This window comes from Gemmatimonadota bacterium (assembly GCA_009838845.1).
Taxonomy (GTDB): domain Bacteria; phylum Latescibacterota; class UBA2968; order UBA2968; family UBA2968; genus VXRD01.
Genome location: VXRD01000073.1, coordinates 14,959 through 40,323, shown reverse-complemented (window position 1 = coordinate 40,323; position 25,365 = coordinate 14,959). Strand labels below are relative to the sequence as shown.

General features: G+C 51.9%; 22 protein-coding genes. 14 read left to right on the top strand and 8 right to left on the bottom strand.

Annotation, left to right across the window (positions count from 1 at the left end):
- Positions 1 to 24: 24 nt before the first annotated feature.
- The 4 genes from F4Y39_09560 to F4Y39_09545 are packed head-to-tail and all read left to right on the top strand — an operon-like array spanning position 25 to position 3,303.
- Positions 25 to 1,731 (top strand): FAD-binding protein, encoded by a 1,707-nt coding sequence (locus tag F4Y39_09560; protein MYC13957.1) that lies wholly within the window; start codon positions 25 to 27, stop codon positions 1,729 to 1,731.
- A gap of 10 nt (positions 1,732 to 1,741) precedes the next feature.
- The gene (locus tag F4Y39_09555; protein MYC13956.1) at positions 1,742 to 2,494 is read left to right on the top strand and encodes a succinate dehydrogenase/fumarate reductase iron-sulfur subunit; all 753 of its coding nucleotides are present in this window, start codon (positions 1,742 to 1,744) and stop codon (positions 2,492 to 2,494) included.
- The gene (locus F4Y39_09550) at positions 2,377 to 2,925 is read left to right on the top strand and encodes a hypothetical protein (GenBank protein ID MYC13955.1); all 549 of its coding nucleotides are present in this window, start codon (positions 2,377 to 2,379) and stop codon (positions 2,923 to 2,925) included. The genes F4Y39_09555 and F4Y39_09550 overlap by 118 nt, the downstream gene beginning before the upstream one ends.
- 15 nt (positions 2,926 to 2,940) lie before the next feature.
- Positions 2,941 to 3,303, top strand: coding sequence for a fumarate reductase subunit D (locus tag F4Y39_09545; GenBank protein MYC13954.1), 363 nt, complete (start codon positions 2,941 to 2,943; stop codon positions 3,301 to 3,303).
- A gap of 82 nt (positions 3,304 to 3,385) precedes the next feature.
- Here the strand turns inward: F4Y39_09545 and F4Y39_09540 are convergent, their stop codons facing one another.
- The 4 genes from F4Y39_09540 to F4Y39_09525 form a co-directional block, all read right to left on the bottom strand.
- Positions 3,386 to 4,459: a hypothetical protein gene (locus tag F4Y39_09540; GenBank protein ID MYC13953.1), complete on the bottom strand. Its 1,074-nt coding sequence runs from the start codon at positions 4,457 to 4,459 to the stop codon at positions 3,386 to 3,388.
- 15 nt (positions 4,460 to 4,474) lie between these two features.
- Complete coding sequence (locus tag F4Y39_09535) at positions 4,475 to 6,010, bottom strand: DUF2961 domain-containing protein (protein ID MYC13952.1); 1,536 nt, start codon at positions 6,008 to 6,010, stop codon at positions 4,475 to 4,477.
- An 89-nt stretch (positions 6,011 to 6,099) separates the two neighbouring features.
- A complete protein-coding gene (locus F4Y39_09530; GenBank protein ID MYC13951.1) occupies positions 6,100 to 8,097 on the bottom strand; it encodes a hypothetical protein in 1,998 nt (665 codons plus the stop codon).
- 26 nt (positions 8,098 to 8,123) lie between these two features.
- The gene (locus tag F4Y39_09525) at positions 8,124 to 10,256 is read right to left on the bottom strand and encodes a hypothetical protein (GenBank protein MYC13950.1); all 2,133 of its coding nucleotides are present in this window, start codon (positions 10,254 to 10,256) and stop codon (positions 8,124 to 8,126) included.
- 175 nt (positions 10,257 to 10,431) lie between these two features.
- Here F4Y39_09525 and F4Y39_09520 point away from each other — a divergent pair, with 175 nt between their 5' ends.
- From F4Y39_09520 to F4Y39_09495, 6 genes are all read left to right on the top strand, one after another.
- Complete coding sequence (locus F4Y39_09520; protein MYC13949.1) at positions 10,432 to 10,770, top strand: P-II family nitrogen regulator; 339 nt, start codon at positions 10,432 to 10,434, stop codon at positions 10,768 to 10,770.
- A 25-nt stretch (positions 10,771 to 10,795) separates the two neighbouring features.
- Positions 10,796 to 12,124, top strand: a complete 1,329-nt coding sequence (locus tag F4Y39_09515) for an ammonium transporter (protein MYC13948.1) — start codon at positions 10,796 to 10,798, stop codon at positions 12,122 to 12,124.
- A gap of 200 nt (positions 12,125 to 12,324) precedes the next feature.
- Positions 12,325 to 12,663 carry a P-II family nitrogen regulator gene (locus F4Y39_09510; protein MYC13947.1) on the top strand — a complete coding sequence of 113 codons (339 nt, stop codon included), beginning with the start codon at positions 12,325 to 12,327 and terminating at the stop codon, positions 12,661 to 12,663.
- A 36-nt stretch (positions 12,664 to 12,699) separates the two neighbouring features.
- Positions 12,700 to 14,022 (top strand): ammonium transporter, encoded by a 1,323-nt coding sequence (locus F4Y39_09505; GenBank protein ID MYC13946.1) that lies wholly within the window; start codon positions 12,700 to 12,702, stop codon positions 14,020 to 14,022.
- Between the two features lie 130 nt (positions 14,023 to 14,152).
- Positions 14,153 to 15,112, top strand: coding sequence for a D-2-hydroxyacid dehydrogenase (locus F4Y39_09500; protein MYC13945.1), 960 nt, complete (start codon positions 14,153 to 14,155; stop codon positions 15,110 to 15,112).
- A complete protein-coding gene (locus F4Y39_09495; GenBank protein MYC13944.1) occupies positions 15,109 to 16,707 on the top strand; it encodes an arylsulfatase in 1,599 nt (532 codons plus the stop codon). Before F4Y39_09500 ends, F4Y39_09495 begins: the two co-directional genes overlap by 4 nt.
- Positions 16,708 to 16,717: 10 nt before the next feature.
- On the opposite strand, the gene F4Y39_09490 is transcribed toward F4Y39_09495, so the two are convergent.
- A complete protein-coding gene (locus F4Y39_09490; protein MYC13943.1) occupies positions 16,718 to 17,764 on the bottom strand; it encodes a hypothetical protein in 1,047 nt (348 codons plus the stop codon).
- 25 nt (positions 17,765 to 17,789) lie between these two features.
- Here F4Y39_09490 and F4Y39_09485 point away from each other — a divergent pair, with 25 nt between their 5' ends.
- On the top strand, positions 17,790 to 18,554 hold the full coding sequence (locus F4Y39_09485; protein MYC13942.1) for an inositol monophosphatase family protein: 765 nt from the start codon (positions 17,790 to 17,792) through the stop codon (positions 18,552 to 18,554).
- Between the two features lie 4 nt (positions 18,555 to 18,558).
- Here the strand turns inward: F4Y39_09485 and F4Y39_09480 are convergent, their stop codons facing one another.
- The 3 genes from F4Y39_09480 to F4Y39_09470 all read right to left on the bottom strand — a co-directional run bounded on the left by F4Y39_09480 (position 18,559) and on the right by F4Y39_09470 (position 21,766).
- Positions 18,559 to 19,758, bottom strand: coding sequence for a hypothetical protein (locus tag F4Y39_09480; protein MYC13941.1), 1,200 nt, complete (start codon positions 19,756 to 19,758; stop codon positions 18,559 to 18,561).
- A gap of 89 nt (positions 19,759 to 19,847) precedes the next feature.
- Positions 19,848 to 20,672, bottom strand: coding sequence for a nucleotidyltransferase family protein (locus F4Y39_09475; GenBank protein ID MYC13940.1), 825 nt, complete (start codon positions 20,670 to 20,672; stop codon positions 19,848 to 19,850).
- Positions 20,585 to 21,766: a hypothetical protein gene (locus F4Y39_09470; protein MYC13939.1), complete on the bottom strand. Its 1,182-nt coding sequence runs from the start codon at positions 21,764 to 21,766 to the stop codon at positions 20,585 to 20,587. The genes F4Y39_09475 and F4Y39_09470 overlap by 88 nt, the downstream gene beginning before the upstream one ends.
- Before the next feature lie 68 nt (positions 21,767 to 21,834).
- On the opposite strand from F4Y39_09470, the gene F4Y39_09465 reads away from it, so the two are divergent.
- From F4Y39_09465 to F4Y39_09455, 3 genes are all read left to right on the top strand, one after another.
- Complete coding sequence (locus F4Y39_09465; GenBank protein ID MYC13938.1) at positions 21,835 to 22,863, top strand: TIM barrel protein; 1,029 nt, start codon at positions 21,835 to 21,837, stop codon at positions 22,861 to 22,863.
- A gap of 342 nt (positions 22,864 to 23,205) precedes the next feature.
- A complete protein-coding gene (locus F4Y39_09460) occupies positions 23,206 to 24,180 on the top strand; it encodes a cytochrome c (GenBank protein MYC13937.1) in 975 nt (324 codons plus the stop codon).
- Positions 24,181 to 24,193: 13 nt separating this feature from the next.
- A complete protein-coding gene (locus tag F4Y39_09455; protein MYC13936.1) occupies positions 24,194 to 24,970 on the top strand; it encodes an alpha/beta hydrolase in 777 nt (258 codons plus the stop codon).
- The last annotated feature ends 395 nt before the right edge of the window (positions 24,971 to 25,365 follow it).

The window sequence follows — 25,365 nt, the reverse complement described above, 5'->3', positions numbered from 1 at the left end:
CAATCACAGTTAAACGAGGTATTTATGAACATCCCCAAACACGATGTGCTCTTAGTAGGTGGAGGGGGTGCAGGCCTGCGCGCTGCAATCGCCGCATCTGAAACTTATCAAGGCGCAGATATTGGCGTAGTCTCCAAAGTCTATCCCATGCGAAGTCACACCGTCTCTGCCGAAGGTGGCACGGCAGCGGTCCTGCGAGAAGACGACAATCTGGATTTGCATGCTTATGACACCATCAAAGGCAGCGACTACCTCGGCGACCAGGATGTGGTAGAAGCCTTTGTCAAAGAAGCCGTTGATGAAGTCGTCCAATTAGAACACTGGGGGTGCCCCTGGAGCCGCGACGAAGACGGTCGCGTAAGCGTCCGCGCATTTGGTGGCATGAGTGTTAAACGCACGCTCTATGCCGCCGACAAAACCGGCTTCCACATGCTGCACGCTCTCTTTCAAACATCTCTCAAATACGACGCCATTACCCGATACGACGAATGGTTTGTCACCTCTTTGCTCGTCGAAGATGGCAGGGTATGTGGCGTCACGGCTCTCAACATCCGATCCGGCAACATTCACGCCATTGGCGCAAAATCCGTTATTATATGTACGGGTGGCGCGGGCAAAATTTTTCCATTTACCACCAATGCCGCCATCAAAAACGGCGACGGAATGGCTCTGGCCTACCGCATTGGCTGTCCTCTAAAAGACCTCGAATTTGTACAATATCACCCCACGGGCTTGCCCGGCACGGGAATCTTAATGACCGAAGCCTCGCGCGGCGAAGGCGGCCACCTCGTCAACAGCCAGGGCGAACGCTACCTCAGTGAATATGTACCCGGCAAAATGGAACTCGGTCCGCGCGACATCTTATCTCGCTCCTTTATTCACGAACAGCACAAGGGCAACGTCTTTGAAGGTCCCGATGGCAGCTATGTACACCTCGACCTTCGGCACTTGGGTGAAAAAATCATTGACGAAAGACTGCCCTTCGTACGCGAACTCACCCGCAATTACGTCGGCATTGATCCGGTCCACGAACCCATTCCCGTGCGTCCGGTCGTCCACTACTGCATGGGCGGTGTGCATACCGACATCGATGGCGCAACACCCATCCCCGGTCTTTATGCCGCAGGCGAAGCGGCTTGTGTCAGCCTCAATGGAGCCAATCGCCTGGGATCCAACTCACTGAGCGAATGCCTCGTCTTTGGCGCACGCGCAGGCCAGGTAGCCGCGCAACACGCCGCCGATACCGACTTTGCAGATTCGGCCTCAATGGCCAAAATGGCGCAAGACGAACAAAAACGCATTGAAACCCAATTCTTTGGCGACAACGGCAAAGAGCGCGTGGCCAATATCCGCGATGACCTCCGCAAAACCATGGAAGAAGGCGCAGGCATCTTCCGAACCGAAGACGCGCTCCAAACCACGTGTGACACCATTCGCACCCTCAAAGAACGCTATGAAAATATCGGCATAGACGACCACTCGCGCGTCTTCAATACCGAACTCGTCAACGCCCTCGAACTGGGTTACATGCTCGACGTCGCCGAAGGGCTCGCACATTCAGCCCTCTTGCGACGCGAATCTCGAGGCTCTCACGCGCGATCAGACTATGAAGAGCGCGACGACGAAAACTTCCTCAAACACTCTCTGGCTTATCAAACCGAGGGCGACCCCCGCATCGAGTACCTGCCCGTAACACTCACGCGCTGGGAACCCGAAGAACGAACCTATTAAAGGAAAATTTATGAGCGATCTCAGAACCATAAAAATCACGGTATTGCGCTATCGTCCCGAAGAAGAGGACGAGCCAACCGAACAGACTTACGAAGTTGAATTTCGCGACGACTGGGTCGTTCTCGACGCGCTCAACCACATCAAAGACCACATCGACGGCACGCTTTCATTCCGCTGGTCTTGTCGGATGGGCGTATGCGGCAGTTGCGGCATGATGGTCAATGGCGAACCCAAACTCACCTGTGCCGCGATGTTGCGCGACTATTATCCCAACGAAGTGCGCGTGGAACCCCTGGTCAACTTCCCCATTGTGCGCGATCTCGTCACTGACATGACCGACTTTATGGACAAACTCAAAGCGGTCAAACCCTGGATCATTCGAGAAGAAGAAAAACCCGTATCCGAAGGAGAATATCTCCAGACACCGGATCAGCTCAAAGATTACAAGCAATTCAGCCAGTGCATCAACTGCATGCTCTGTTACGCGGCCTGTCCGGTCTATGGCCTCGAACACGACTTCGTCGGTCCGGCCGCAATTGCCCTGGGCCACCGCTACAACCTCGATTCTCGAGATGAAGGCAATCAACAGCGTCAACACGTCATTGCCAGCAAAGAAGGCATCTGGGAATGCACGTATATCGGTGAATGCTCCGTCGTTTGTCCCAAACACGTCGATCCCGCAGAAGCCATTCAACAGACCAAAGTGGCAACCACAACCAACCGCGTCAAATCGCTTGTCATGCCCTGGGGAAAGAAAACATGATGCTCGACTCCGAAACGACCAAAACCTATACGCGCCCCATATCCAAAGCCTGGTGGCTACGCGACCGCGGACATTTTAATCGCAGATATTTCATGTTCTTGCTTCGCGAACTCACAAGCGTATTCGTCGCCCTGTACGTCGTGCTCTTTATCTACGAAATTTTTCTCCTGACAAAAGGGCCAGACGCACACGCAGCCTTCCGCGAATCCCTGAGTTCAGGTCCCTGGATCGCATTTCACGTCATCGCCTTGCTCTTCGCCCTGTACCACAGCTGGACCTGGTTGGGGCTAACGACCAAAATGCAAGCAGCTGGACGTGGCCTCGTCAAAATTGGCACAAAGACCCTGCCACCCATTTTTATTGCACTGGGGTCTTACGGCGCCTGGATAGTTGCAACAATCGTCATCGCCTACCTATTCCTAACTCTATAGACCGAGGATATCGCCGTGAATTACAAAGAACACAAAAGCGAACCCTTCTGGTGGGGCATGTTCTCGCAAGGCGGTGTTATTGCCGCACTCCTCATACCCATCCACATATTCCTGGGCGGCATCGCCGTACATTTGGGACTTATAGACGCCGACCTCATGTCACATGAACGTCTGACCGGACTGCTCCAAAATCCGTTAGTCAAACTCTATCTCTGTGTCCTGCTCATCTTCCCCCTCTACCACGCGGCTCACCGAATCCGCTTCACCCTCGCTGAAATCGGATTGCACAGCCTCGCCAAAGTCCTGCCCTTTCTCTGTTATGGCGGCGCATTGGTAGGCACAGTGGTAGTCCTCTACATCTTGTGGGTATTGCTCTAAGCCATCTCAACAAAAAAACAAAAGCTCGGATGATTCTGAAGAAGTTCATCCGAGCTTTTGTTTTGCGACAAAAAACCAATTTCTATTTTGTCTTCTTTATCCTTCTAACCTTCCTGACCTTTCTAATGATCCCACCTTGCTCATCACGATCTAATAGAGACTCCAACCGTCCCGCAACGCGCTCTCCCATCTCGATCATCCCGTGATCCCCTGGATGAATCAGATCCACCGTCAACCCACCGATATTGCTCAACATTTCTGTCCCCTCAATCAAACGTGCATTTTCATGGGGACAACCATCCACCGCATCTCGCAATGCTTGCCTGAAAGCCGCCGTCCTTTCGCGTTCTTCGGCATCGCCACAAAATTCTCTAAAATGCGGATAAATCGTAATACACCCCACGGGCCGGTCGGGATTTGCACCTGCAACCGCATTTACCATATACGTCACGCGCTCGGAAAATTCCGACAGAGAAAATCCCGCACCCATCATATTGACCGACAAAGCCAGCGTCGCCACATCCCAATCGTCGCGCGCGGCAATATAATCTGCCAATTCGCGTTCGCAATAAGCCGATCCCCCCACGCCCAAATTGATCAAATCCGCTCCCAAACGCCACGCCACCTGACTCACATAGGTCAAATGCATAGCCGTAGCCGACGCACCGTGTGTAATCGACGTGCCATAGCTCAAATACCGCCGCTTTGGCAATTCGTCAGCCGTGGGCGGGCGAAGCCCTTCGCCCTCGATACTGTGATAGTGCAAACTGGTATTTCTCAGGATCAACCGCCATACATTGTGCGAAAAAGACAAATCCCTCACCGCTTCAGATTCAATCGTCTTTAATCTTGCAGGATAAGTCAATTCCAGCGTCCTTGGCTCTTTCCCAATTTGAAAACGCTCTTTCTCTTGAAAAGGGCCAAAAAACGGAATCACTTCAGCCGATCCGCCCGGGCTGGACAGCGTCACATTGACCTTATTGCCCGCGCTCACAAAACGGATCTCCGACCCCGCCGGACTCAACATGCGTTCCTGGGCACCCGCATTCAAACACAACCGCACATCTTCGGGCACACGCTGCACCCGAAGTCCATCTCTCCCCTCAACTTCTCGCAACTCAGCTACATTGTGAAATTCGACATTGTCGTGAATCATAAAAAAACCTCCTTTTTACGCTACCTGGGGAACCAGAACGACTCCATCGGCTGTTGTGGCCCGGAAAGCAAACGCCCAGCCGCCGTGATTGGAGCCCCGGTCGTTACTGAGCTTGAGCACGATGGAATTGGCACCTGCCCGAAGCGTCACCGGAATGCTCTGGGCTCGAAAGGCGTAGTGGTGACCCAGATCGAAAACCTCATCATTTACGCGCAGAATCAAAGCGTCATCCCAGGCCACACGCAGATTTGCCGTCATATCTGCAGGTGCATGTAAGACGCAGCGGGCAAGCGCTGCGCCCACATCGGTATTGCCCACACCCGGACCCCAGGGCCGAAACACATGGTTAAAATCGACAAAGCCGTGGTGAGCGGCGCGTTTGACCCAACGCGCTACGTCCCGTCCCCGTTGTCGTGAGCCAGCGGTCAACCAGGCCGACTCTTCACCGTGCAAACCATCAAACGTCGCTTCTATATGAAAGGCCGTCTCCGGAGGCAAGGCCGTTTCCATCGCTTGACCGTTGTGATTGGCGAAAGGGCCGCATAGCCACCATTCGCCGCTGGCTGGCAGCGGCAGATCATGGGTCCCGCGCGGCAGTTCGACACCGGGCAGCAGCTGCGACCAATCGGGCATAGCGAAGAACGGTCGCACGGCGTCCTCCTGGTACCAATAGACGGTAGAGCAGATATCGTTTGCCATACAGCCGAAGCGCATGTGAATCGATTGCTGGAAGGGAAGAGAATCCTTTTCGAAGAAGCGGTAGCCCACCAACCGTTGCGCCGGGCGCGCCTGTCCCACATCCTCATGCACATAGTAAGGCATTGCGGCGTAGTGATGGGTTTCGGGTGGATGCAAGGCTCCCCCGTAGCCAGCCCCAAAGGTATCCTCACCCCCAATACCGCGCAAAAAGGCCGGGTGTTCGCCCTCTCCATCGATGTAGATATTTTCAGCCCCGCCGTGGCTCCAGCGATCGACATCATCGAGCAACCGCACGCCGTACACAAAGCCCAACAACTCTCCTGGCCCGTCGGCATCCAGCATCAGAAAGTCTTCACCGTAGCGCTGGGTCGGCATTTCTCGCCGCCAACGGGCGCAGAAACGTCGCCGTTCACTCAGCGTCTGATTGGGGTAACGGTGCCAATCCACCTGCAGGTAGGCGCGGTTCTCTTCGGGTCCGGCTTCAAACTCAACCCGTGCGGATCGGGCGAAGGGCATCTGGAAGTAGCAGTTGTAGCCAATCCAGGCCTTGACCGATAGGAAGTGGGTATCTATCGGATACCAGCCCTGGCCATGCATAACCCCAAAAAAGTCACCGACGGGCGCCTCAACATAGGGGGTCGGCTCATCATCAAAATAGATGCGGATAAGCACTTTGCGGCTGGTCATGGGTATGCGCTCTGGCCGCGACAGTACGACCCAAAGGTGCTGAATACAGCCTGGCCCATCGAGTTCGGCATAGACGGCTTTTTGGTTGGCCGGCAAAGGTCCGGTCATACTGACGCGATCGGGGATACCAACTTCAGGGAGTTGTAAATCCATAGCAGGCTCCATTCTACGAATCAACGAATCAACGAATCAACGAACCCCGCCCATCCTCCCAAAATCAGTATGCATCGCCATTCGTCTATTCGTCTATTCGTCTATTCGTCTATTCGCACCCATGCCTCACCCGAAGATAGATCTCGTCCAAGCGTCCAGGTCTTCTCAAAAGCCTCAACAGCCAATTCAACGCGGTCATCTCCAGCGCGAAATACATCGGACAATTCGGCTACAACGCCGGGAACATCTGTCCCGCGATAGGGCACAACCACAGTCAAAAACGCTGTCGGTGCCTGCTGGTTCAGCGCAAAACGAAATGCTTTGCGCGGCACACGCGAACCATAAGTCCAGGCAAACCATCCCTCTTCTTCTGCCATACACGTCTCGCAATTTGCACCAGCCTGCACCAGCACATTAGCGTCGTCAAATTGCGTAAAAGCACGCCTTCCCGCCTCGTCAAATACCACATCGCCCGGCGCAAATTGGAAATGCAAATCAAGTTGCCCAGGGACATTGCCAATCCCTTCATCCAAAAACGCGAAAAATTGTCGATTGACAAACCACACCGAACGGCGGTGAATCAATCCCGGATACGATCCATTCTCCACGACCAGCACATCGCTATCAGCCCCTTCTGACACCCACAACAAATGCCGCCCATCATCGGACGTATCCCCACCGTCCAATGTCAGAGTTTGATGCACTGTCGTCTGCCGGTGCCACGCGCGGCCTTCTGCATCGTGACCATAAGTGTAAAAACCCGTATCAGACATCAACCAGTGCCCATAAGCGTACAATTCAAACGTCCCATTATCCGGTTGATCGTGACTCGAAATCGCGGGCGGTGAACAATGCAGCGCCATGTGAATCTGATCGGGTCCCCAATCATCGCGCATCACATACAAACCGGCCTCTTGAAATGCACGACTCTTTTGCTCGGGTAAAAATTTCCGATCCAGGGTCGCCCGCGCGGCGTATTTGGGATCACCCAGCAATTCTGTAGCTTCGACAAGTGAGTCATAAAGATCCCACTTTGAGCGATCATCCGTCTCAGGCAACGAACGCGACCCATCGCCAAACATAGGCGCACCCAGATCGGGCGACGCAATCCAAAAAATATAATCGTGCATCAACCGCACGCGCTCGCGGAACGCCTCTGAAATCTCAATACCAAAAGTATCCATGCGTCCAAAAATCTCCACAGCATCTCGCAACACACCCACATGATACCCAAAAGACCACTCTCGCTGAACGCCATCTGTTGTTGTCTGCGCCAGAAAATTCTCTTCAACCCGCTCCAGTGCCAATTCCATCCATTCACGCGATTCCACAAACTCCCGGAACGTATAGGCAATATTGATAAATCCCCGCTGTTCAAACACTGCCTTATTGTGAATCAACCCCATCGGAATCTGCTTTGTCTTAACCTGATGATCATACAGACTTGCCAGCAACATACCGAGGAACTCGGGCGTAAATGCCTCGGCATGAACCAAACTGCGAAATGCCGAACAGATATTCGTCGCTCGAATACCCGTCTGAATATCCAGCCAGACAAACCCCTTCCAGTACGTATAAACGGAATGGGTTTTCGTGTGATTTTCCAGCGGATGTTTTGAAATCCAATCCGTCGTCATCTCCACAAATGTCTGGGCGTATTTTTCATCGCGCGTCGCAGCATAAGCCTGTGCGAGCGGTGCAGCCCAATAAAAACGGTACACAGCCGCAACCCATTCAATATCGCCGCGGGGATCCCATTCCCAGTCAAAATCATCGCCATAGCGCGCCTCTTCATAAGGTCCCCACTGAATAATGCGCTGACAAATTTTGTCGGCTGTTTCAAAAGTACCTTCAGGTACTGCACCCACAAAATCGTCTTCTCCAGACGCCCCATCCAGTGGATATTTCGCTCGATAATAATCACGCAAAGCTGTAAGTGCGCCAATTCTATCTCCAGCATCTGCAGCCCGTTTTGCCCCCTCCAAACCCGTCAGATCTAATTTTTCCAAAATTCGCCCCGGGTCAAACGACTCCAAAGGCATCTCGTGATCAATTTGATCCGCCCCTGCTGGATACTCCACTACTGAACTCATAGCCATGCCCTCCAATTATTGAACTCGTCATCTTATTCTTCGCATCTAAACACCAGCTTTATCACCACACTTTGAAGGGGTTGCAATTTCATCGACACACCTTCATCCGTCAACGCGATGCAATCAGAATCCGATCCATGAAAAAATTCATAAGTATCGTACGCGGGAACCCGGTCTATACGCAATAGCAAAACATCTGGCAAGAGATGAATTGGACAGACAACTTCTCTAACAAAACGCGCATCCAGATTGTGCACCACCAACAAGCCCGAATGCCGGGTATAGCGCGTATAGGCAAAAACGCGGTCTTCAGAGTCGGTATTGCGATGAAAATAAACATGCCCGGTTTGCAACTCAGGCCGCTGGCTCACAAACCTGTGCAAAGCCTCATAAGCGGCAACAAGCTGTGAATGGGGTTCTCTATCGGCCCACTCGGGATGCAACAATGTGGATGCTTCAAAATCAGTGCGCGCCTCCTCGCCCCATTCTGAACCCCACTCTAAAGCATACGCCAAATTCACACAATGTGCCGTACCCGCCGTCGCATTGATCAGCGAACACTGGATATTGCGCAGCAGTGCCAGCGTCCGGGAATGATAGCAATCTCGCCAAATTTTTGTCGCGCGCGGGCTATCGTGATTCTCAAAATAGGCCATTGCCACCGTGCGAGGTGCAAATGTGCCAGAAGTGCGTTCTAAAAAGTCGGCATATTGATTTCCGTATTCCGCATCCCGATGAAAATCCACCAGCAATGCATAAATCATATCCACCGGAATATCCACTGCCTCACCTAACTCGCACAGAGTTTCGCCCAAAACGAGCGCATCGGGTTTAACCGCATTGATGCGGTTTTTAATCTGCTTCAAAAATGGCCGATCCACAGTTTGGCTCGCGTCAATACGCACCCCATCCAGATCACAAGTACGCATCCAAAAAGGCGCGATTCCCGACAGATAATTTTGCAAGGGCCTGTTAAAAGGCAAGTCGAGCAACGCCACATCCGAATAAACCAGCCATGCAATCTGATGAATTTTGGGCTGCCCGTGCTCATCCATCACATACCAATCGGGATATTGTTCAATCAACGGACAATCGCGACTGGTTTGCATCAACACCAGATCGAAAATCACCTGCTTGCCCAGCGCGTGTGCCCGCCGCGTTAGCGCACGCAATTCCGCACGCCCAATCAACTGCATCAGCGTATCGCGTCCAACCCAATCAATCAGTTCTTTGAATGTGCGAAAATTGTTAAAATCATCGACCTTGCGCAACCTCGACAACTGTCGCTCGTGCAATAAAGTCTGCAAATCCAAGTCGGTAATCAACCCATCCGACACCAGCGAAAGAAAATCCACCTCTTCTGGCGGCGTGACCAGAGCGGGATCAATCCGATAAAAATCCCGCACGGCATAAACACTGCCCAGCGCGCCTTTGCGCACATCCTGTCCCGTGTGTAAATCGCCAAATCCAGGTTCAAAAAAAGGGAGCAAATACACCACATCTGTCTGCATCTCTCCAAGGCGCGATGTCACATCGCAAAATGTACCGCTCACAAATTGTCCATCTTCATCCAGACGCGCGCCAACTTTTCGCACACAGACTTCGGTAATTGAAAGACAACGGCGAACCTGTTCGGGGCTGATCGCGATTACCCCATCTCGATTCAGTGCAATATCATTGACCGATATCCACGCCTTTGAAGCATCTGACACTGCCTTATCATCAGCCGAAAACTCGACCGTATAGTGAAAAACACCCGTCTGATCGATCTGTATCACATCCGATTCGAAAATCAGATTATTCCCCGAAAGAACGGGTCGCCCTCTCTCATCCACAATCATATGCATAGAAACGTAAAAACCTGTACCTGTGCGAAATTCCCCCCGCTCATCTACAAAGCCGCGATCATTCACATCGGTCCACAAACGCGCTTCCACATCGCCTGTGCGACAGGTGGCAAAATCGATATCCGCAACAAATAACTCAGCTCGAACACGCGCTTCTACCGCACTATCGGACATCAAAAATGCCCGAGCCATCACTGCATCATATCGAATGCCATCCAACTCAACCGTCAGATTACCAGCCCAGACATCTGCGTTATCATACGCCTGAACAGCATATCGCTCGTGCAATTTGTATTTAAATTCCAAACGCTTATCCACATACTCTCCCCGTAAAATGTACTCCGGACAATATACGAAAATTTATGGGAAAATCTCAATAAACGTACCGATATGTAATACACATTTAACAGATAAGAAACGGTAAAGAAATATACACCTAATATATTCAACCGTCAGTTTACGCCACCCCAACTATCTCAGGGAGGAATTCAGTATGAAACTCATCACAGCAGTCATCCAGCCCCACAAGCTGGACGATGTGCGCGCAGCACTCGGCGACATCGGCATCCAGGGCATGACCGTCACAGAAGCGCGCGGCTTTGGACGCCAAAGAGGACACCGAGAAGTCTATCGCGGTGCTGAATACATTGTCGATTTTCTGCCCAAAGCCAAGCTGGAGATCGCCGTCAATGACGATGAAGTTGATCGCGCCATTGATGCGATAGAGAACGCTGCCAAAACCGGCAATGTAGGCGATGGAAAGATATTCGTTGCGGATTTGGGACAAGCTGTTCGCATTCGAACGGGCGAAACCGGGCCCGATGCACTGTAACACAATCATATCTCAGGAGAATACAATGATTAAACGCCATAACATCTTCACCCTGCTCATCGGTCTGGCATTGTTGCTGGCCTTGCCCAACGTCGCGCTTGCCGACGCACACGAACCCAACTCAGGCGACACAGCCTGGATGCTTACCTCAACCGCACTGGTGCTATTTATGACCATCCCTGGCCTCGCCCTCTTTTACGGCGGCCTCGTACGCACCAAAAATGTTTTGTCTGTTCTCATGCAGTGTTTCGCCCTCACCTCTATTATGACTCTGGTCTGGGTCATCATCGGCTATAGTCTCGCCTTTAACACCGATGGCATGGAAGCTGGTTCGACCAACATAAATTCCTTTGTCGGCGGTTTAGGCACCATGTTCTTATCCGGTGTGACTGCCAGCAGCCTGTCTGGCACCATTCCCGAAACAGTTTTCATCACCTTCCAGATGACCTTTGCCATTATCACCCCGGCCCTCATCGTCGGTGCTTTTGCAGAGCGCATGAAATTCTCGGCCATGATTGTGTTCTCGATCCTCTGGTCCATCATCGTCTATGCACCAATCTGCCACATGGCCTGGAGTGGTGACGGTTCCTTCTTTGGCGACATGGGCGTACTCGACTTTGCAGGTGGTACGGTTGTACACATCAACGCGGGTATCGCAGCACTTGTCGCGTGTATTGTCATCGGCAAACGCCAGGGCTATCCCGATACACTTATGGCCCCTCATAGCCTGACAATCACCGTTATAGGCGCGTCCATGCTGTGGGTCGGCTGGTTCGGCTTTAATGCCGGAAGTGCTGTCGCAGCCGACGGAGCCGCAGGCATGGCCATGCTCGTCACGCAGGTCGCCACTGCATCTGCAACATTGGGCTGGATAGCCGCCGAATGGATCAAACTCGGCAAACCCAGTATCCTGGGCGCAGTCACGGGTGCTGTTGCCGGTCTCGTCGCCATCACCCCTGCTTCGGGCAGCGTAGGACCGATGGGCGCGATTGTCGTTGGTCTGGCATCTGGCGTCCTCTGCTTCTGGGCTGCCACCAGCCTCAAGCGCGCATTGGGTTATGACGACTCCCTCGACGCTTTCGGTGTTCACGGCATAGGCGGTATTGTAGGTGCGCTCCTGACGGGCATCTTTGCTGCTGAAAGCCTCGGTGGACAAGGACTCAGTGCCGATTCTATCGGCGGACAATTCGTCGTACAGCTCATCGGCGTCGTCTTCACCATCGTGTATTGCGGTGTCTTATCCTTCATCTTGCTCAAAATCGTCGATGCCATTATTGGCCTGCGCGTCTCGCAAGACGAAGAAACAGAAGGACTCGATATTTCGCTCCACGACGAGCGTGGCTACAATTATTAAAAACTGTCAGCCAAATCAAAAGAGCGGGCACACTGTGTCCGCTCTTTTTTATTTTTTAAACAAAACTCTCCAGGCGCACTTTTTTATGAAGTGCGCTTTTTTTTTTCTTTGTAATTCAAAAATCGGGTTTTATAATACTCATCCCGGAAATGGATCGAAAGACGATCCCGATTACACACCTTATGAAGAAGGAGTACAGTATGAAACTCATCACAGCAGTCATCCAGCCCCACAAGCTGGACGATGTGCGCGCAGCACTCGGCGACATCGGCATCCAGGGCATGACCGTCACGGAAGCGCGCGGCTTTGGACGCCAAAGAGGACACCGAGAAGTCTATCGCGGTGCCGAATACATCGTCGATTTTCTGCCCAAAGCCAAGCTGGAGATCGCCATCAATGACGATGAAGTTGACCGCGCTATTGATGCGATAGAGCATGCAGCCAAAACCGGCAATGTAGGTGATGGGAAAATTTTTGTCACAGACTTGGGACAAGCAGTTCGCATTCGAACGGGCGAAACCGGACCCGACGCACTTTAGAACCACAAAATGAAAAACTCTGGAGGGAACACAAATATGAAACGCCACACTTACATCTTAGCAAGCCTCATGCTCGTCTTAGGACTGCCGGACCTCGCGCTTGCCGATGGACACGAACTCAACGGCAGCGACACAGCCTGGCTACTCACCTCAACTGCGCTGGTGCTATTTATGACCATCCCCGGCCTCGCCCTCTTTTACGGCGGCCTCGTACGCGCCAAAAATGTACTCTCCGTCCTCATGCAGTGTTTTGCACTCACCGCAATATTGAGCGTCGTCTGGGTCATCATCGGCTATAGCCTCGCCTTCAACACCAATGGCATGACAGCAGGTACTACCAATTTCAACTCCTTTATCGGTGGTCTGGGCACTGCGTTCTTATCCGGTGTAACAGCCGATAGCTTATCTGGTACAATTCCAGAAACTGTTTGGATCACCTTTCAAATGACCTTCTTCATCATCACACCTGCGCTCATTGTCGGAGCTTTTGCCGAACGCATGAAATTTTCAGCCGTACTCTTATTCTCTGTACTCTGGGGCATTCTTGTTTACGCGCCTATCTGCCACATGACATGGGGTGGTGACGGCTCCTTCTTTGGCGACATGGGCGTACTCGACTTTGCAGGTGGACTTGTTGTACACATCAACGCGGGTGTCGCAGCACTCGTCGCGTGTATTGTCATCGGCAAACGCCAGGGCTATCCCGACGCACAAATATTGCCACACAGCCTCAGCCTTACAGTTGTTGGCGCGTCCATGCTGTGGGTCGGTTGGTTCGGCTTTAATGCCGGAAGTGCTGCTGGTGCCAATAGTGATGCAGGCATGGCCATGCTCGTCACGCAGATATCTGCTGCCGTCGCCACCTCCACCTGGATGTTTATCGAATGGATCAAAAACGGCAAACCCAGTATTTTAGGTGCTGTCACGGGCACCATTGCCGGATTGGGCGCCATTACACCGGCGTCGGGCAGCGTAGGTCCCATAGGTGCAATTGTCATCGGCCTTGCTGCCGGTGCGATTTGCTTTTGGGCATCCACCACACTCAAACGCAAATTGGGCTACGACGACTCCCTCGACGTCTTCGGCGTTCACGGCGTGGGCGGCATTATTGGCACCCTGCTATGTGGTATTTTTGTCGTCAAAAGTCTGGGTGGTCAGGGATTGGCCGAAGGCATGACCATGGGCAGTCAATTCACCGCGCAACTGATAGCGGTCATTATCACCATCGTCTATTGCGGCGTGGTATCCTTCATCCTGCTCAAAATCGTTGACGCCGCCGTTGGCCTGCGCGTCTCGCAAGAAGAAGAAACCGGAGGACTCGATATTGCCCTCCACGACGAACGCGGCTATAATTATTAATACCCGCTTGACAAAGCGGACTAAAAAAAGCGGGCACATTGTACCCGCTTTTTTTATTGTTGCAATTATTTTCCAGACACCTTTATTTCTCACCGACAACCGTCATAATCCACCACAGAAAGGAACAAAGATGAAAATTGTTTTACACCCCCCTGTCGATGAAGACCTTTGCCAACAAGTGCGAGACACGGCTCCCAACGCCGAAGTTGTCATGGCAGATGGCAAAAATGTCATTGAAGCTGTCGCAGATGCCGAAATTATATTTGGAAATTTTTCGTCTGAAATTGTCAATGCAGCCCCCAATCTCAAATGGATTCAATCCACGAGTGCCGGCATGGACAAAGCACTGATCCCCGAAGTCGCCAACAGCGACATCACACTATGCAATGCCAGCGGCGTCCATGCCGTTCAGGTCGCCGAACACGCCTGGGCACTCACCACCGCCCTCACGCGCGGGCTACACGTTTCTTTTCGCCATCAACTCGACCATGCCTGGACGCGTCCACCACTCGCCGACTTATTGGAAGCCACCATTCTCATCGTCGGATTTGGCGGCATTGGTCAATACTATGCACAACTCGCTCAGGGCTATGACGCGCGTCTGATTGCGCTGGATATACAGGGCGGAGACAAACCCGATTACGTCGAAGCGATCTGGGACATGGATCGCCTGGATGAAGGTCTGCAAATAGCAGATGTCGTATTTATCGCCGTACCGTACACACCCGAAACCGAAAAACTCATCAATGCCCGCACCCTGAGCCTGATGAAAAACACCGCCTTTTTGGTCAACACCGCACGCGGTCCCATCGTCGATGAAGCCGCTTTGGCCGAGGGCCTCAAAAACGGCGAAATCGCCGGTGCTGGCCTGGACGTATTTGAAAAAGAACCCCTGTCTCCCGATAGCCCGCTCTGGGACATGGAAAATGCCATTATCACCCCACACGCAGCCGGTGGCTCTCCCAATCGACACAACCGAACCATTGGATTCTTCTGCCAAAACCTGAAACGCTACCAGGCTGGCGAGCCGCTCTTTAACGAAGTTGACAAATCCCTCGGATATCCAAAACGAGAACGGCGCGTCAAATGAAAAAACCCAATATCATCGTCATTCTCGTAGATGACATGGGCTATTCGGATCTCGGTTCTTATGGTGGCGAGATCCGAACGCCCAATCTGGATCGCCTATCGGCAAATGGATTGCGATTCACGCAAAGTTACAACTCTGCCCGCTGTTGTCCCTCTCGGGCTTCGCTGCTCACAGGCCTGTATTCCCATCAGGCTGGCATCGCCAATTTTACGGGCCCTGACCGAACCGCCGAATGGGGACCGGCCTATTTGGGACGGTTAAACAACAACTGCGTGACATTGGCCGAAGTCCTAAAAACCGAGGGCTACAGCACGTACGGCGTCGGAAAATGGCACGTTGGCGATCAAGTTAATCCAACAAACCGGGGATTTGACGAATACTACGGATTCATCAAAGGCCACAGCGCACCGCAATGGGATCCGTCTTATTATCATCGCTATCCCGAAACTCGAACACCCGAACTTTCTTTTATCGACGATGCATACTACGCAACAGAAGCATTCAACGATTACGCCGTAGAATTTATCGAACAGGCACAACAAAAAGACAACCCCTATTTCCTCTACCTCGCCCACTCGGCTCCGCATTTCCCCCTACATGCCCCGGCAGAAACCCGCGATTCATATCTCGATATTTACCGCCGAGGTTGGGATGTATTGCGCCGCGAACGCTACGTGCGCCAGCAAGAATCTGGCCTGGCAACGGAAAACTGGCAATTCACACCGCGCTCACTTGTCCCCATCGAAGAAAATGATGCCATCGCAAATGGGTACAGCGGCAAACAGAATCCCGCGTGGGAGGATCTCTCCCAAGACCGACAGGAAGACCTCGCCTACCGCATGGCGGTCTTTGCCGCCATGATCGAACATATCGATCGCGGCATAGGCAGAATTATTGACCGCCTGGAAAAAGCAGGAGAGCTGGACAACACACTCATCCTGTTTACAAGCGACAACGGCGCGTGTTACGAATGGGGACCTTTTGGATTTGACGAACGCAGCAGATTGGGAGTCACCCATCTCCACACGGGTGACGAACTCAAAAAAATCGGCGGGTCGGACACGTATCACTCTGTGGGCAGCGCGTGGTCGTGCCTGAGCAACACACCGCTGCGCATGTACAAACACTACAACCACGAAGGCGGAAATTGCAGCCCCTTCATCGCCTATTGGCCCGAAGGAATTGCACAACCCGACCGCTGGGTTCGCACCCCCATGCACCTGTTTGACATCATGCCGACTATATGCGAAATTACCGGAGCCGAATATCCCGAAACGCACAATGGAGAACGCATTCACCCGCAAGAAGGAACGAGCCTTGTTCCCCTATTCAACGCGCAAAACCTGCCCGAACGCAGCCTGTGCTTCGATCACTTTGAAGCCAGCGCCATACGCAGGGAAAAATGGAAATTGCTGAAAGGCAATACCCGATACCCCAACGGAGATTGGGAACTCTACGACATGGAAATAGACCGCTGTGAAACCAGCGATCTATCAACAGAACATCCCGAATTGGTAAAATCACTCGAGCGAGAATGGACCGAATGGGCCGTGCGGGTTAAGGTACACCCTTACCACCAAGAATTGGCAAAATGAGCATCATCCGTCACCTCACTTTTTCAACAAACGGCCACATAAGATCGCTGTAGAAGCGGTGGCCCGCGGCGCCGTAGTGATGTTCGACATGGTCGGGCACACCGGCGGTCTCGTAGAGACGCGCGATACCTTTAACCGCGCGATCGACTTCGGGCACGGGGAATAGCGTATCCTGTTTCCCATTGACAATACAGAGATGGCGCGGAGCAATAAGACCCGTAACATCCCAGATTTCGCCAAAGCGCAAAATGCCGGGCACGCCATTGCAATCGCAATGGTGAATCAAACCACTGGTGCCCACAAGCGTACAAAAAGAGCAACTCGGCACAGCAATAGTAATGCGGGGATCAACCGCGGCGGCATAACAGGTGATAACTCCACCCCCCGAGTTGCCCATAACCAGAATCGTAGAAGTATCAATCTCGGGAATATCCTGTGCCCAGTCAATAAGACGCATCACATCCCACACGCGCTCACCCGTCGCAGTGCGTCCAGCGAGCAAAGCGTGCATAAATTGACTGCGGCAATCGCGGTCGCCGTGGCGCTTGTTAATATCGGGAATAGCCGTAGTACTCGTACCGCGTGCAGCGGGCGCAATGGCGGCAAACCCGCGCCTGACCGCCTGAACAGCAACATCGCGGTCTTCGGCCTCAATCTTCTTGCGATGATCGTCATCGCGCGCTTTGCCAATATACGTATCCATGCCGTATTTGTCGTGCCCGTGTGGCAAAACAGCGAGCGGAAAAGGACCATCTCCCCTGGGTTGGAGATACCAGAAAGGCAAACCAAAACGCGGCTCGGTAGTAATAACACCGGGTTGCAACGTATAATCGCCCATATCTTGCGCTACACCGAGTTGCACCTGAATCGTGTGATCGCCCAGAGACGCGCCAATACTTTCAAGACCCAGCAGATGCTGAAGCACAGGACGCGCCTCCTCTTGCCAGTAAAAAAAAGATTCGCGATCAGTTGCCCGACACGCGACATAGCGCAGTTCATCGGCATAAAGAGCGTCGAGATAGGTGCGAACCGCACCGCTGTGTTCGGGATGTTCCATATTGAATACCTTTCAAGGAAAAAAAATGGCAGATACACTGCGAGAAGTATTGGATTTTGCAACAGATGCCGCCTGGCAAGCCGGACGCATCACACTGCGATATTTCCAGACCGGAGTCGAAGTAGAGGAAAAGGCGGATGAATCACCTGTAACGGCTGCAGACAAAGGAGCCGAAACAAAATTGAGAGAATTGATAGAAGCGCGCTTTCCCGACGACGGCATTGTGGGAGAAGAGCACGAAGACAAAAAAGGCACAAGTGGGCGGCGATGGATTTTAGACCCTATTGACGGCACAAAATCATTCGTACACGGCGTACCCCTCTACGGGGTAATGGTCGGCGTGGAGGTCGAGGACAAACCCGCCGTTGGCGTCGTTCATTTTCCAGCACTAAATGAAATGATTTGTGCTGCCAGGGGATTGGGCTGCACATGGAATGGTCGCCCCACACAAGTATCTGACATATCGGATATTCAGGACGCGACCGTGATCTTGACCGATTTCGTAAATGGGCATAAGCGAGGTGAAGCCATAAACCGGATTTGCTCACGCGCCAAACTCGTGCGCGGCTGGGGCGATTGTTATGGCCACATGCTCGTCGCAACCGGCCGGGCAGAAATCATGCTCGACCCCATTATGAGCGTATGGGATTGTGCTGCCCTCGCGCCCATCCTGAAAGAAGCGGGCGGCACATTCACAACGTGGAGCGGCGAAGCGACCATCTGGGGCAACGAAGCCGTAAGTACAAACGGGGCGTTATTTGAAGAAGTGATGCGATTGATAAAAGGGTGATATTTTACCCCGCAAATATCGAGCGATTTGAAATACCGCAGATGCAATCTTCGCGCATGAATCCAGGCACAAATTGGGCAGTTCGGCCAGAAGGTGCCACGCCTGTATAATAGCCCGAGAATCGTTCATTAAACGTAGTCAAACGGTCGCGCGAAGCCTCACTACTCTCTGCAGCCACAATGTACGCATTGTTAAAAACCCCATTTTCTTTCAACCCTGCGCCGCCTGCTGCCACGATATGCCCGTCAATCGTATTGAGAATAGCATCTGCATCATCGCCACCAACACCGCTCACGAGAACCTCGGATATCCCCTGGTGCCGAATGGCCGTCCAGGTACTGAAACCATCTACAATCTCCCCCGAGCGATCAATAGCGACATCGCCGGTAACACAGCGCGGTTGGGGTTCAACGATACCATCGAGATTGGGAATACGCGAAACCGCATAAATTCTACCTGCGGGGCGGTGGTCACCAAAATAATCGGCAATCACTTCGCGCACAGTTTCAATGCGCGTCCAGGTCGCCGAAGGATCGTCGTCAATCGCCACGAGCACCTCGAGATGCGCGGTTTGGGTCTTGAAATCCACATTGTCAGCCGCGAGCTTTTTTTCGTACTGTTCTACGAGCACAAATTCCATCTCTCGTTTGAGGTCATCGCCGAGTGTCGTAACCGTATTGCCCTCAGCATCGGTGTGCATCACCGACGCGCCACTGGGCTGGTGGTCGGTCCATGCACCGTATTCGATCTTCCCATCGCCAAAGGAAATATCCTCGCCCTTAACCGCTTTAATTTCCACCTCAAAAAGCGCTACTGGATCTGGAAATCCTTCTCCATGGGTAAAACGCGCCATGCGATTGGATTTGAGTTCACAATCCGTCACAGCATCAATCACAGGTCCATATACGGCATTGAACGCATCTCGGTAAGCCTCACAGTCGTCACGACTATCAGATGGCGTCGTCCACAGGACATCGGTTTTGTACACATCGCCCCAGTTCGCGCCCCCGCGAGCAAGCCCCAGACTCAGGTTCTCAATGGTACCAAACCACTCTGATCCGAGTTCATTGGGATACTGCGTACCCACATTGCCGCTGGGTTCAACGAGGCGCACGACCTGGTCGTCGTTGTATGTCATAACGACTTCGGCTGTGCTACAAAAAATGGGAATGGGCTTATGACGGATAATATTGACGCTTGCCATAGTGAAAAATCCTTTGTATTGAGGTTACCAGAAATTCGATTTTCTACAAGATAGAGCCTGAAATACACAATGTCAATGCGCGAGGATGATCAGCGATCTTTGGATTGAAAAAACGCCCGCGCTTCGGCCAGAGATTCGCGGTTGCCAATATCGAGAACACCACCTTCAATATCGTACGCGTAAACGGTTTCGCATATATGCAACCACTCCAAAAAATGCCCGGGCGCGTCGGGATTGCCTCCGTTGGCGATATATTCCTTAAAACGGGACAGTATCGATGCCGGGTAAATATAAACGGGTGATGCCGACCACTCGGAAATGGGTCTATCGGGTTTTTCAATAAATTGCAAAACGCGATTATCTTTGTCTAACCGGACATTGCCCCTGCGCTTGCGATCATCGTAATCGGGATTGTGGCGCACGGCAATATGGGAGACGGGATTGGATTTAAATATATTGACCAATTTGGAGAGAGAAAACAGCAGAATATTATCCGCGGCGAGAACGAGAACATCATCGGCAATATTGCGCGCTTCAATAGCAAACTGGATATCGCCCACAGCACCCAAACGATTGTCATTGGAAGTCGTACCATCGTCGAGTATCTCAGTCTGTATCGCTCTATTTGCACGCGCCCAGTCGGCAAAGTGCCCATAAAATCGGCGATTGGTCACCACATAAACACCATCGATATCTGCAATAGCTTTAATCTGTTCAAGCAGGTAATCGAGAATCGTCTTGCCCCCCACTTTGAGCAGAGGCTTGGGAAATTTTTTTGTAAGAGGATACAGCCGCGTGGCGTATCCCGCCGCGAGAATAATAGCTTTCACAGAATCCTGACTCCATCGTCGGGTTGACAAATAAAAACTGGGGCATTTTTTGACAAATCGGGATATTTGGCGCGATAAGCCGATTGAATCTGTTCAATCGCTGCACTGGATTTTTGGAGATTAACCAGCGCAACACAACACCCCCGAAAACCAGCGCCGCTAAACCTGGCGCCGTAAACCCCATCGGTCTCAATGAGAATATGATAGAGATCAATGAGGGGGTTGCTACCGCATTCGTAATTATCAATAGAACTGCGCCCCGATTCGGCGATCAGCCTGCCAAAAGTCTCGAGGTCGCCAGCGCGCCAGGCATCAATCCCCAGACGCACGCGCTCAGATTCCGTAAAAAAGTGTCTGGCGCGTTTGGCAGGGGCACCGCTCAACAGATTTTTATGCATATCGTATTCTTCAAAGGCAATATTGCCGAGCAAAGGTTCTCGATCGGCACGCCCCACGGCATCGAGCAATATTCGCGCTGCACGGGCGCATTCATCTACCCGCGTGTTATACCCTGTCGAAACCAGCGCCTCGCGCAAGCCCGATTGGGCAATCAGAATATCAAAGTCTGGCATAGTATTGGACTGGGGAATCAATTCGTGCGTGGCAGACGCGCAATCGATCACCGTGAGAAATCTCTTTTGCGATAACAGGATAGCCGATTGATCCAAAATGCCATTTTTCAGACCGAGGTAGCCATTTTCAATCGCCTGATCGAGCCGAATATTATCTGCGGGCGACAGGGACAAATCATTGGCCTCTTCATAAGCGAGCAAATACGCCACACCAATAGCAGCCGATGAACTCAAACCCCCTTCGTTCATCCTGCCCGCTGTAAGCCCCGTAATCCCGCGCGTGAGTTTATGGCCCTCTTGCTGCAATGCACGCACTGCGCCGCGCGGGAAATTGCCCCAATCCCCATCTATTTTGTCGGGCACATCGCTCAGTGCAAACGAGACCTCGCCCTCAAAAGTAAGACTCTGAAGATGCGTATTTCCATCGACCGATGGCGCGAAAGCCAGGTACACAGCCTGATCAATAGCCATAGCCGTAACCTGCCCAAGCTGGTGATCAATATGTGCGCCGAGAGGACATATCCGATAAGGCGATCGCACAACGCGCACATCGGCAGGCGCAACACCAAACCGGCGATTCATTTCAGTTTTGAGTTGATCCATCATGAGCAGTCAGTAGTCAGTGGTCAGCAGTCAGCGATCAACAACATTACAAAAAAAGGAGAACAACCGCAATGCCACAAATCAAAATAGGCAAAGGTATTGGCGATATTTCAGAGCAAACATTGCGCTTTTATCGGCAAATTGGGGTCGATGCGGTAGTAATGCCAACGCGATGGCGTACAGAACCGGGAACGGGCGAACGCAAACTGGTACCGCCAACACAGATGGGGCCAAAAGGTGCGCAAGGAGGAATATGGGACGAACGGGAATTGCAACGCATCAAAGCCAGAATCGAATCATTTGATCTGACACCTCTAATCGCGGGATTGGGTATTTCAGGGCGCATATTAATGGGCCAACCGGGTAGAGAAGACGATCTGAAAATTATAAAAACCAATATCGAAATCGCAGGACGGCTGGGACTTCGAGCATTGAACTACAGTTTCACAGCCCTCAGAGCATCAGAAGGATATGCGGCGCAGCGAGGTGCGGGACGCGGCGGCGCAGATTTGCGGGACTTTGACAACGAGCGGATAGCCAATCTCCCACCTCTCAATTCAATCGGGCGAATTGGAATGGATGAAATGTGGGACAATCTGACCTATTTTTTGGAAAACGCGATCCCAACGGCAGAAAAAGCGGGTGTACAATTGGCCGCACATCCCAATGATCCACCGGTTCCCGAATATCGCGGCGTTGCCCAACCCCTGGGCGACATCGCGGGCATGCAACGGTTGATCGAAGTGATAGACAGCCCATCAAATTGCATTTTTTACGACACGGGCGTAATGACGGAAAAAGGCGCGGATGCCGTCGAGATGATTCGCTATTTTGGATCGCGGAATCGCATTGGAACCGTGCATTTCCGAAATGTGAAAGTGGAAATACCTCGATTTAAGTATATCGAGACCTTTCACGATGACGGCGAATGCGATATGTTTGCCTGCGTTCAGGCATTTCAAGAGGTGGGTTACAACGGCATGATTGACCCCGACCACACGCCGGGCATTCTGGGTGATACACCAGATACGCGCATTGGCTGGGCGTATGCCATTGGTCAAATGGTAGCGATGCGAAATGCCGTGGAAAAAAACAAATAAAAAAAGCCCCAACGCTTTTCAGCGTTGAGGCTGTCTGTGATATTGTATGCATTAGAAACTGAGAACACTATAAACCAGAGTAACCGCAAAAATTACGCCTATAATGCCCATAGCGACTTTGAATTGTAAGCTGATTCTATCCTCTTCCCGGTCGCGCAATTCGTTGAAAGTCTGCATGGCTTTCCCCCTTTGAGTAGTGCGGACGGATATGGTCTATATAAATAATACTAATTTTTTATATTAAGTCAATAGACAAAATACGAGACTCTTGACAATTTGTTCAGATAAATCTATCGTTTGCGATAGACTTTGTATGGATATCATACCCGGAGAGAAATACCAATGAAGTGGGTGGTCGTGACTGTAACTGTTATAGTGGCACTCGTAATTGTGGGTGCGCTGGGCGTTGTCTACCATCTGAAAACCAATTTTCCCAAAGCAGACCCGCCTTATAATATTCGCGTGTCGAGAACGCCCGAACAAATCGCACGGGGACGTTATTTAGCCAATCACGTCACGGTATGTCTCGAATGCCATTCAACGCGGGATTGGGCGCATTATTCTGCGCCACCGCTACCGGGCACCGAGGGCAAAGGCGGCGAGGTATTTCCGGAAACAGCGGGATTTCCAGGCACCTTGATCGCCCCCAATATTACACCGGCAGCTCTGGGAGATTGGACAGATGGCGAAATCATTCGGGCTTTTACCAGCGGCGTAAATAAAAACGGCGATCCGCTTTTTCCACTGATGCCCTATCGCGCATATCGAAATCTCATGCCAGCAGATATTGACGCCATTGTCGCTTATGTGCGTACCCTATCTCCCATTGACCATATCCCACCGCGGTCCAAATTGAATTTTCCCATGAACCTGCTTGTACGCACAATGCCAGAACCCTATAAACTCCCCAAGCCGTTTGATCGTTCAGATCCCGTTGCTTATGGCAAGTATTTGGCGACCATTGCCGGATGTGCCACTTGCCATACGCCTCATAATCAACAGAGGCAGCCAGTTGAAGACATGCAATTCGCCGGAGGATTTCAATTTCGATTGCCCAGTGGCAAAACCGTGCAATCGGCCAATATTACACCCGACACAGAAACGGGAATTGGGCATTGGAAAAAAGAGTACTTCATCGGGCGTTTCAGACAATTTGCCGGGGAAAACGCAAAACACATACTATTGCAGAATGGCATGAACAGCGTAATGCCCTGGACGATGTACGCGGGCATGACAGACGAAGACCTCAGCGCCATCTACGACTATCTGCAAACCGTCGCGCCGATCCGAAATGCCGTCGAACGGTTTGTGGAATAATAAAGAGGAAAATATGGAATCGGGTTCCGGAGCATTTAATTTTGATCGCGTCAAAGTATGGTATCATTGCCCTCAAGACCATCTTGCCGACCTGCCAGTGGTATTTGCCCTGCACGGTGCCTCGCGCAATGCCAGCACCTATCGCAACACCTGGGCCAGCCATGCCGAAACGCACGGATTTTTATTATTGGCCCCGGAGTTTTCACAGGTAAATTACCCCGATGAAAGGACATTTAACCTGGGCAATGTATTTGCCGAAGATGGAACGCGAAATGCCATGGCCGATTGGTCTTTTCAAATAATTGAAGGCATTTTTGACCACGTCAAAAAACGAGTGGGACTCCAAGCATCGTCCTACGGATTTTATGGGCATTCGGCGGGAAGCCAGTTTGTACACCGATTTTTGTACTTCATGCCTCAGTCATATGCACATATCTTTGTAGCGGCCAACGCTGGATGGTACACCATGCCCACATTCAAACAGACCTATCCCTATGGATTGGCTGAATCGGGGCTGACTGTCGCGGATTTGAAACGATCACTGAACCAGCGGGTTGTGGTACTCCTGGGAACTGATGATGTAGATGTAAACCACCCCAAATTGAGACGCACGCCGCAGGCGATGATGCAGGGCGCACACCGCTTTGAGCGCGGTCATACATTTTTTGAAACGGCAAAACGAGAAGCCGAAGCACTCAATGTGCCATTTAGCTGGCAGTTGGACACAGCACCCAACGTGGGACACAACAATGCTGGAATGGCAAAAGTGGGTATTGCGTATTTGATGTGAAAGATTAGGGACTGCTAAACAAAAAAAGAATGGCCGCGATCATTCATCGCGGCCATTTATGTACTACAAGTCATGGAACCTCCTATGTCAGCTGATCGGGGGAGAGGTCCTAACACCCGACCGCTGGATACAGATTGGTGGCATAGTAACCTCCTCTTATGAGTATCGCGGCCCGTCACGCCCACTCGCGGTCCAATGAACTCTCTGTGCCCTGTGTGTTTGCGCGAAGGCCTAAAGAACGGTATCCAGGTCGGGTTACCGAATGGCGGCAACGAGTCCGACGAAAAAAAAGACCAGATGTAAAAACACACGGGCGAGAACCTTTTCGAGCGGAATGCCGCCTGACGATTCATATCGCCTGTTATTTTGGAATATAACCCGATAAATTGCGGGAT